This window comes from Acinetobacter sp. 22512 (genome assembly GCF_052044755.1).
GTDB classification, from domain to species: Bacteria; Pseudomonadota; Gammaproteobacteria; order Pseudomonadales; family Moraxellaceae; genus Acinetobacter; species Acinetobacter pittii.
Genome location: NZ_JBQENP010000016.1, coordinates 56,461 through 65,982 on the forward strand (window position 1 = coordinate 56,461; position 9,522 = coordinate 65,982).

General features: G+C 38.1%; 8 protein-coding genes. 5 read left to right on the forward strand and 3 right to left on the reverse strand.

The features are described from left to right. Positions 1-196: 196 nt before the first annotated feature. A complete protein-coding gene (locus tag ACTJJG_RS15235) occupies positions 197-1,999 on the reverse strand; it encodes an aminopeptidase P family protein (protein WP_069119434.1) in 1,803 nt (600 codons plus the stop codon). Continuing rightward, entirely contained in the window at positions 1,996-3,555 is a 1,560-nt protein-coding gene (locus ACTJJG_RS15240; protein ID WP_080776757.1) for a peptide MFS transporter, read from the reverse strand. The genes ACTJJG_RS15235 and ACTJJG_RS15240 overlap by 4 nt, the downstream gene beginning before the upstream one ends. A 762-nt stretch (positions 3,556-4,317) precedes the next feature. On the opposite strand from ACTJJG_RS15240, the gene glnA reads away from it, so the two are divergent. From glnA to ACTJJG_RS15265, 5 genes are all read left to right on the forward strand, one after another. Beyond that, a complete protein-coding gene (gene glnA / locus ACTJJG_RS15245; protein ID WP_002052696.1) occupies positions 4,318-5,733 on the forward strand; it encodes a type I glutamate--ammonia ligase in 1,416 nt (471 codons plus the stop codon). Between the two features lie 125 nt (positions 5,734-5,858). Beyond that, on the forward strand, positions 5,859-6,368 hold the full coding sequence (locus tag ACTJJG_RS15250; protein WP_001231788.1) for a chorismate--pyruvate lyase family protein: 510 nt from the start codon (positions 5,859-5,861) through the stop codon (positions 6,366-6,368). Continuing rightward, on the forward strand, positions 6,365-7,243 hold the full coding sequence (gene ubiA / locus ACTJJG_RS15255; protein ID WP_002119072.1) for a 4-hydroxybenzoate octaprenyltransferase: 879 nt from the start codon (positions 6,365-6,367) through the stop codon (positions 7,241-7,243). The genes ACTJJG_RS15250 and ubiA overlap by 4 nt, the downstream gene beginning before the upstream one ends. A gap of 109 nt (positions 7,244-7,352) precedes the next feature. Continuing rightward, the gene (locus ACTJJG_RS15260) at positions 7,353-8,660 is read left to right on the forward strand and encodes an alpha/beta hydrolase (RefSeq protein WP_440608974.1); all 1,308 of its coding nucleotides are present in this window, start codon (positions 7,353-7,355) and stop codon (positions 8,658-8,660) included. Between the two features lie 103 nt (positions 8,661-8,763). Beyond that, the gene (locus ACTJJG_RS15265) at positions 8,764-8,964 is read left to right on the forward strand and encodes a hypothetical protein (protein WP_000082753.1); all 201 of its coding nucleotides are present in this window, start codon (positions 8,764-8,766) and stop codon (positions 8,962-8,964) included. Between the two features lie 4 nt (positions 8,965-8,968). Here the strand turns inward: ACTJJG_RS15265 and ACTJJG_RS15270 are convergent, their stop codons facing one another. Beyond that, a complete protein-coding gene (locus tag ACTJJG_RS15270; RefSeq protein WP_005068176.1) occupies positions 8,969-9,412 on the reverse strand; it encodes a DUF2726 domain-containing protein in 444 nt (147 codons plus the stop codon). Positions 9,413-9,522: the final 110 nt, after the last annotated feature.

The following is a 9,522-nucleotide window of genomic DNA, read 5'->3' on the forward strand; positions in this document are numbered from 1 at the left end:
TACTTCTTTATAGTTACGATTATGTTTCCTAATTCCTAATAAAAATTAAAAATTCTGTGATGGTTAATAGTTGTGGAGTTATCAATGAATAAGGATATTTTACTTTATTAACTTAGAAAGAGAGATAACTAAAATTAAGGCAGAATAAGCTTTTCTTAGAGATAAAAAATTATTCTGCCTTGGTCACACAAGAAGATTAAATTTTACGTGTGTTATAAATCAGCCAATCTAAAACATCGCCAGATAAATGTTCGGCCAGTCTTTGTTGAACGGTTTGATGATAACCATTTAACCAGTCTTTCTCTTCATTCGTTAGCATATCAACAACGATACAATCTAAATGAATCGGGCAAAGGGTCAGCGTTTCAAACTCTAAGAAATCGCCGTAGGTTTTCTCAAAGCCAGAGTGAAGTTTGTTTGCAACCAGATTCTCAATACGAATACCGTATTGTCCCTCATGGTATAAGCCCGGCTCGTTGGAAAGAATCATTCCTTCACGCAATTTACTGTAGGCATGTACAGGCGCGTAATAAGAAAGAACTTGTGGACCTTCATGAACATTAAGCGCAAAGCCTACACCGTGGCCTGTTCCATGTCGATAATCTAAACCATGTTGCCATAAAGTATGGCGACAAATTGAATCGAGTAGAGGAGCAGCTAAACCTTCCGGATAAATTGTTTTTGTCAAAGCAATATGGCATTTTAGGACTAAGGTGTAGTCACGTTTTTGTTGCTCTGTTGGCGTTCCTACAGGAACAACACGGGTAATATCCGTTGTTCCATCAACATATTGCCCACCTGAGTCAATCAGCAATAGACCATCGCCTTCGATAAATGAATAGTGCTCTTCAGTTGCACGGTAGTGGGGTAAAGCACCATTAGCATTAAAGCCTGCAATCGTTGAAAAACTTGGTCCTATAAATCCGTTTTGTTGAGCACGAAAGGCTGTAATTTTTTCATCAATGGTCAGTTCTGAAATATTTTCTTGGCTGTGAAGTGCTTTTTCTAACCAGTGGAAAAAGTGGCAAAGCGCGACTCCGTCTTTCACCATGGCATGACGGATATGGGCAATTTCACTTTCATGTTTACGTGATTTAAAAAGTGTACTCGGGTTGATGTCGTATACAACTCGAATATCTTTTGCGATGACTTGTTCATGAAAAATCGAGACTTTGGCTGGATCTAAAAGTACTGAAGCATCAGAGATATTCGATAAAAACTTAGCTGTATCTTCGTAGTTAAGAATTTCAATGTCATCAGCTTTGAAAGCTTGTTGAGAGGTTGAATCAACTTTGTTGCTATCAATGAATAAAACAGCCTGTTGAGTACTGATATACAGATGTGAAAGGAATACAGGGTTATACTCTACATCTTGTCCACGTGCATTTAAGACCCAAGCAATATCATCTAAAGATGAAATAAAATGACCCGCAATATTCTTGTTAGCTAAGCTCTCGCGAATTGCCTGAATTTTTTCTTTACGAGAGAGGGCATTTAATCCTTCAGGCATCAAATGGATTTTTTCTGAGGGAAGTTCTGGACGGTCTAACCAAATCTCTCCAACTGAATCTTGCTGGGTTTCAAGTTTATAGTGATTAAGTCGTGCAGTATGTTCGAGCGCCTTAAATTGTTGAATGGATAATGTTTGGCCATTTACTGAAATGACCGAACCAGTTGGTAGATTTTTCTCAATCCACGCGAGATGTGTAGAAGTTTCATCACTGGTCAGTTTTTGTAATTGAAAGCCAGTTCCAGCGAGTTGTTGTTCTGCTTGTACCCAATAGCGACCATCCGCCCATAGACCTGCAAACTTTTGGGTCACAACAAGCGTACCAACAGAACCACTAAAACCGCTTAACCACTGCCTTGCTTTCCAGTAGTCTGGTAAATATTCTGACATATGGGGATCGGCACTCATCACAATCAAAGCATCAATATGCTGATTGCGCATGAGTTGACGAAGTTTCTCAAGTTTTTCTGGAACAGTTAAAACGCTCATATAGTTTCCAACTCAGGTTGAACTTTACTGGTACTTTTGTTCATTAATCTATTGATAGGTTTCTTTAATAAAAATAACACGATTGCACCAATCACTAACGCTAAAACACATCGCATAAATAAGGTTGGTAAATGATTAATGCCATCTGCCGATACGTGCCCGCCAATAAGACCAGCGATAAGATTACCTAAAGCTGAACCTGTGAACCATAGACCCATAATTTGACCACGTATAACATCAGGTGCAAGTTTAGTCATGGTAGATAGGCCAATCGGGCTTAAACACAATTCTCCGATAGTAAGTAGAAATAAAGTACCTACTAACCAAAATGGTGAAACTAAGCCGCCAGCAATTGCGAAACGGCTTGCAAATGACATCAACAAGAACCCACCTGCTGCTAGTAAAAGTGCAATAATAAATTTACTGATATAACTTGGGTCTTTATTTGACTTACCAAGTTTAGCCCAAAGCCATGCTGCAATTGGGGCAAAAATAATAATAAAGAGTGCGTTAATTGATTGAAACCATACTGCTGGAATCTCAAATCCGAAAAAATTACGGTCTGTGTAATCTTGCGCAAATAGGTTAAAAGATGTTGGTTTTTGCTCAAAGGCAGACCAGAAAAGAGCTGATGTTGCTAATAAGACAAAGCAGATAATAATTTTAAATTTTTCATGTTTTTCTAAACCAAGGAAAAATAATAAATAGATAAAATAAGCGATAATTCCAAATCCTATTCCAACTGTTAAATAAGTTGCTACCGCGACTGGATTGATATGAATAACGCCAAAGAAAGTAAGAGCAATAACGACTGCAACAGATAGTAAAAATGAGAAAGCAATTTTTGGCGCATTTCTATTTTCTACGACAGGTTTATTCCAATTGTCAGTTTGCTGACGCAATTGGTTGCATGATTGTAGTTGAGGAATGGCTAATGCACGGAAGATGAGTAAAGCAATCAACATTCCAAGGCCGCCAATCCCAAAACCTAGATGCCAGCCATGATCGCGAGCCAATATACCTGTAATAAGCGGGGCAATAAACGACCCCATATTAATCCCCATGTAAAAAATGGAAAAACCAGCATCGCGCCTACTATCTTGAGCTTTATATAATGTTCCGACAATCACTGAAATACAGGTTTTAAATAATCCTGAGCCAATAACAATAAGCACTAAACCGAAATAAAAAAAGAATTGATCAAAGAGTGCGGTTAGAGCAATAGATAAATGGCCCAATGCAATAATAATAGAACCATACCAGACCGATCGTGCCTGACCTAACCAGTTATCGGCAATCCAGCCACCAAAAACGGTCATTAAATACATAGATCCAGCGAATAACCCAACAATTGCGGCTGCAGTTGGACGGTCAAGACCTAAACCACCGTCATTAACCATTGCAATCATATAAAGAACGAGTAAAGGCCGAATACCATAATAAGAAAATCTTTCCCAAAGCTCTGTAAAAAATAAAGTTTTTAATGGTTTTGGATGGCCGAAAAAAGCTCTGTCATATTGTTCGAGTTCATGCTTCATTTCAAATCCTTTGAACATATTTGTAGTTTAGATAAAACAAAACTTTTAGTTTGTTTAATTATAAAAAAAAGTTATGTTTTATTTTTTAGATTTTTTAAAATGAAAAAGCAAGTTGGTCATGTATAAAAAAGGTATATAACAAATGGTAAAAAATTAGAAAGTTGAAATTATCAGTCGAAAAGATTCCTCTTGGTGCACCAAAGCTGATCAGACCAGCCCTAGCGTAAAACTACGATAAGAAAAATTAAATTAGCACTTTAAAACCTCAACCTTTCTATGGATGGGCAGTGAAGAGTGGTAATTGATGTTATTTAAAAAAATTGTGTAGAGTTACTTAGAAATCGTATTTATGTTCAAACTTTTTTGGCAAAGGCATATTGTAGATACTATCGTCTAATTTAGAGATTAATAGTTCTATCGGGAATAGATTATTATTTTTAAGGATTACAGTAAGAAAGTCAGATTTCTATATAAGAAAGTATTATGATCACAAATTACTGTTAGATATTGATGCGGTGGTTCATATTAGCGCAACAATTTTGCACTAAATTAGGGCGATTGCGAGCTATTCTTGTATGCCATAATTTGAAAATGTCTGAATATGGTGCATTTAACTATGCAAACAGTATAATGGGTTCAAGACAAGGGGCCTAAATCATGGATAGTTATAAGCAATTCAATGTTTTAGGTAAGTCTTATAAAGTTGGTATGAGAATTGCTATATAAATACCAGCAACTAACACGCACTTAACAAGTGCAACAAAATTTCATTGGAGCAAAATGAGCATGGCGAACAAGGTCCTTCAACTCATACAAGAAAGTGGCGCAAAATGGGTCGATTTTCGCTTTACTGATACTAAGGGTAAAGAACAGCACGTAACTTACCCAGCTGATTCTATTGATGAAGATACTTTTGAAGACGGTAAAATGTTTGATGGTTCTTCAATCGCTGGTTGGAAAGGCATTGAAGCATCTGACATGATTTTACGTCCAGATGCGGAAACTGGTTTTATCGACCCGTTCTTTGCTGAACCAACTGTAGTTGTGACTTGTGACGTTATTGAACCTTCAACTGGTCAAGGTTATGAGCGTGACCCACGTTCGATTGCTCGCCGTGCAGAAGAATACTTAAAATCTACAGGTATCGGTGATACTGCATTCTTTGGTCCAGAACCAGAATTCTTTGTATTTGACGAAGTGAAGTGGGACATCGATATGTCTGGCGCTCGTCATACATTAATCGCTGAAGAAGCTGCTTGGTCTACTGGTAAAGATTACGAGTCTGGTAACTCTGGTCACCGTCCACGTGTTAAAGGCGGTTACTTCCCAGTTCCTCCAGTTGATTCTTCACAAGATATGCGTGCAGAAATGTGTGCAAAAATCGAAGACATCATGGGTCCAGGTCGTGTAGAAGTACATCACCACGAAGTTGCTTCTTGCCAGTTAGAAATTGGTGTGAGCTTCAATACTCTTGTTCGTAAAGCTGACGAAGTTCAACAGTTCAAATATGCTGTTTGGAACGTTGCACATCAATATGCAAAAACTGCAACCTTTATGCCTAAACCAATGGTAGGTGATAACGGTTCTGGTATGCACGTTCATATGTCTATCTCTAAAGATGGCAAGAACTTATTTGCTGGTGATGAATATGCAGGCCTTTCGGAAATGGCATTGTATTTCATCGGTGGTATCATCAAGCACGCTCGTGCATTGAATGCAATCACAAACCCATCTACAAACTCATACAAGCGTTTGGTTCCTCACTTCGAAGCACCAATTATGCTTGCTTACTCAGCACGTAACCGTTCTGCTTCTATCCGTATTCCATACGTTTCTAGCCCTAAAGGTAAGCGTATCGAAGCTCGTTTCCCAGACCCAATGATGAACCCGTACTTAGGTTTCGCTGCATTGTTAATGGCTGGTATCGACGGTATCCAAAACAAGATCCATCCGGGCGAAGCTGCTGATAAGAACTTGTATGATCTTCCTCCAGAAGAAGAAGCAAAAATCCCAACAGTTGCTCATAGCTTAGATATGGCTCTTGAAGCACTTCAAGCAGATCACGAATTCTTGTTAAAAGGCGGCGTATTCACTAAAGAAATGCTTGATGCATACATCGAACTTAAAACTGAAGATGTACGTCGTCTTAACACGACTACTCATCCAGTTGAATTCGATATGTACTACAGCTTGTAATACGTATTTCGTAAAAAAGCCTGCATATGCAGGCTTTTTTATTGCTTGGAATGTTGATTGAATTCTCTACGTTTTTTATCAAAAAATTGGAGTAAACTAAGTGCGAGTTTTCATGTGAGCAGATTATGCGTAAACGACAACCAGTACTTAAACAGGAAAAGGCTTTAAATCCTGAGTTGAAAACATGGTTGTATGCTTCTGGTTCTCTGACTCAACAATTAACTGAGCTCGGTGGCGGCCAGTTTAGTGTGAGGCCCTTTAAAGAACACTTTCAGCGTTTAACGTTTGTAGATAGCCAATGGATGAACATGTCTCATGCTCATACTTCATGGGTAAGGGAAACCTACTTATATGGCTGTGAAGCAGAGCCGTGGGTGAAAGCAAAAAGTATTTTTCCAATTCAAAGTTTACAAAAAAAAGCGCGTATATTTCAGCACATCGGTTCTAAACCGATTGGCTTTTTTCTATTTCAAAGAACAACTCCGCTTTGTGACCGTCGTGTCATTCGTTTGCCAGAAGGCTGGACGCGACAAAGTTGCTATACTTGGCATGGATGTAAATTTATCGTCCAAGAAACATTCTTACCGGCTTTTGAAGCTTTTTTAAATCAGCAGCACGACAAGGAATTACTATGACGACTGCAACAGGCACAACATGGCGTCAGCGTTTAGAAGCTTATTATTATCTATGTCGATTTGATAAGCCTGTTGGAACAGAACTGGTGTTTTGGCCAACCATGTGGGCACTTTGGATTGCAGCAGAGGGAATGCCACCTCTACATATTCTTTTGGCGATGGTATTCGGTACAATTTTTATGCGTGCCGCTGGCTGTGCGATTAATGATTTTGCTGATCGTAAAGTAGATGGACATGTAGAGCGTACAAAAACGCGCCCTTTGGCAACAGGGGTAATTAGTCCAAGAGAAGCGGTATATGTATTTTTAGCATTAGTATTTGCCAGTGCTTGTACGCTGTTCTTTTTACCTATCGCGACGTTCTACTGTGCATTAGGGGGCTTGGCGTTAGCATTTATATATCCTTTTATGAAACGTTATACCCATTTACCGCAAGTAGTGTTAGGTATGGCATTTTCTTGGGGGATTCCAATGTCATTTACTGCAATGGGTAAGCCTTTAGATATAACGTGTTGGCTAATTTATTTTGGTAATTTGGCATGGACAGTGGCTTTTGACACTCAATATGCAATTACAGATCGTGAATATGATTTAAAGATTGGCGTGAAATCTACAGCTATTCTTTTTGGCCGATATGACATCCAGATTATTGCTCTTTTACAAGCAACTAGTCTTGTTTTGATTGGTACTGCACTATATTTAGAAAATATTTTATTCCCCTGGGCAATTATTGCTTTAGTTGTAGTGGCCTTTGATTTTGTATATCAAACAGTTAAAACCAAAGACCGCAACCCTCAAGTTTGTTTTTGGGCATTTCGTCACAATCGTTGGGTGGGATTAATCATTTTTCTAGGAATATTTTTAAATTTCATATAGTAAAAATGACCGTGAGGTTGAAAAGTGTTCTATGCAGAGCACTTTTTTTATGTCTTAATATTTGTGCATAAAAATATGCGGAATAAATAACACATAAAAAGGATATTCTATGAAACGGTCAAAAATTGCTTTAGCTATAACATTATCAACTTCAGCACTATTTCTTACAGCGTGTAATGACGATGATGATGACTATATTGGTGTAAATCCTGATAAAACTGATGTTTCTGAAAAATCCTATTCTAAGGATACCTTAAGTGGTGCTTCATCTATAAAAGTGATGACATATAACATGGTGAATGTACAAGGGAAAACAGCTGAAGCAACTGCTTTGGTAATGTTCCCTAAAGTTGCTCAACCAAAAGATGGTTATCGCGTAGTGGTATGGGAGCACGGCACAGTAGGTGTAGGGGATAGTTGTGCACCAAGCAACAATACGATTAATCCACGTTTTAAAATTCTAGCGGATACTTTATTAGCTGCTGGTTATGTGATTGTGGCACCTGACTATGAAGGTTTAGGTACTAGAGGCATGCATCCATACCTTAATTTAGGAAGTGAGGCTAAATCTGCAATTGCAGCAGTTAAAGCTGCTAAAGATCATTACGGTAGTCAGTTAAATAGTTCATGGATGTCAATTGGGCAGTCTCAAGGAGGCCATGCTTCATTAGGAACAGCTGAATTTGCTAATAACGACACTAACTACAAAGGAGCTGTTGCAACAGCACCAGCTTCTAGCCTTGGCGATATTATTTCTAAAATTGCTCCGCAAGCAATTAGAGACATTCTTCAGAAAGAGCAGGCTGGTACCGCACCTGTTGGTACGGCTGTGGAAGTGTATGCCGAGCTACTTGCATATGCTGCATATACCACAGTGGGTATTACTGCTTATGAACCTAAATTTAATTATCGTGCAATCTTTCAACAACGTTCTCAAAGTATAGCTGAGTTTGCAGAAGGCACTACGGGTGAAAATGGAGTCTGTTTAACTGATTTGCATAATAAATTTGCAGATGATATTCGAGATTTTCTTGCGACTAATACTGGTAAAACAGTTCTAGATTATCCAGGCCTAGCTGGTAATTTCCAGGAGAATCCAACGGTACAAAAATTCTTGGTAGATAATCAACCTGCTACCAAAAAAATTAATTCACCAGTCATGATTGTTCAAGGTACTGCGGATATGGCTGTACCATATCCTGTTACTAATGCCTTACAAGAGGGACTTAAAAAAATGGGAACTGATGTGACATTTGTACCTGTTGTTGGAGCTGCCCATACTCAGGCGATTGTATGTAGAAATGCTGAAATTTATCAATTTGTTCAATCTAAGATGCCAGCTAAAACAAATATAGTGCTTGATCCATCAGTAATAGATGCTAGTAAGAATGTTGAATGTACTGGAATAGCACAATAATTTTTTGTATTTAAAATCTTCAAATTAAAAAGGTCCTGAAAAGGGCCTTTTTTGTTATATTGTTACACAGTTTGATTTGATACTATTTGAGTTTGAAGAACTTATGAGCCAGCAACCTGTTGAAAAAAAATCTGTTCCTTGGTTATTAATGGGATTAGGTTTACTTATTCCTTTTCTAATTATTGGAATACTTTTCTTGGCTGCAAAAAGCGATGCTAAGAATAAAAAACAATATGAACAACAGCGTTTAGAGATGGCAAAAAGAATAGCTGAGAAAGAAGCTGCAAATTCTGAATCGAAATAGCTTGTTAATGAATATCCTTTTGTAATTGGCGTACAGTAGGAATATTTGTGTAACGCTTTACAAGGTAGCCTGCTTCAGTAAGCATTTGATCACGAATACGGTCTTCTTCTACTTTTTCAAGATGGGTAGGGTCATCTAGTTCAATGATGGCCATGACTTCCATCTTGTCGTTGAGCACAACAAAGTCAGTAACTTTACGATTGAACTGACTACGAATTTTATAGTCATTACTGGTAATTAATGCGCTAAACGCCACTTGTGCTAACACATGATAATTTGGAAAACTTTGTTTTAAACGTATAAACATTTGAGTTTCAAAGTTTGTAATGACAGGGCGAGCAAAGAATTTTTGTTTTGGAAATAAATAAGGGCGTAAACAAACAAGAAGAAAAATACAGGTGCTTACGCAACCTAAAACAATAAAAAATAAGTGACTCGATTCGAACATGTGAAGGCATCATACAAATAAAAACCCACTCATGATGAGTGGGTTTTTAAGAATCTTGGCTCTCCCACCTGGGCTCGAACCAGGGACCTGCGGATTAACAGTCCGTCGCT

Coding starts and splice junctions, on each gene's coding strand:
- ACTJJG_RS15235 (WP_069119434.1), bottom strand. CDS start 1,999: ATGAGCGTTTTAACTGTTCCAGAAAAACTTGAGAAACTTCGTCAACTC.
- ACTJJG_RS15240 (WP_080776757.1), bottom strand. CDS start 3,555: ATGTTCAAAGGATTTGAAATGAAGCATGAACTCGAACAATATGACAGA.
- glnA (WP_002052696.1), top strand. CDS start 4,318: ATGAGCATGGCGAACAAGGTCCTTCAACTCATACAAGAAAGTGGCGCA.
- ACTJJG_RS15250 (WP_001231788.1), top strand. CDS start 5,859: ATGCGTAAACGACAACCAGTACTTAAACAGGAAAAGGCTTTAAATCCT.
- ubiA (WP_002119072.1), top strand. CDS start 6,365: ATGACGACTGCAACAGGCACAACATGGCGTCAGCGTTTAGAAGCTTAT.
- ACTJJG_RS15260 (WP_440608974.1), top strand. CDS start 7,353: ATGAAACGGTCAAAAATTGCTTTAGCTATAACATTATCAACTTCAGCA.
- ACTJJG_RS15265 (WP_000082753.1), top strand. CDS start 8,764: ATGAGCCAGCAACCTGTTGAAAAAAAATCTGTTCCTTGGTTATTAATG.
- ACTJJG_RS15270 (WP_005068176.1), bottom strand. CDS start 9,412: ATGTTCGAATCGAGTCACTTATTTTTTATTGTTTTAGGTTGCGTAAGC.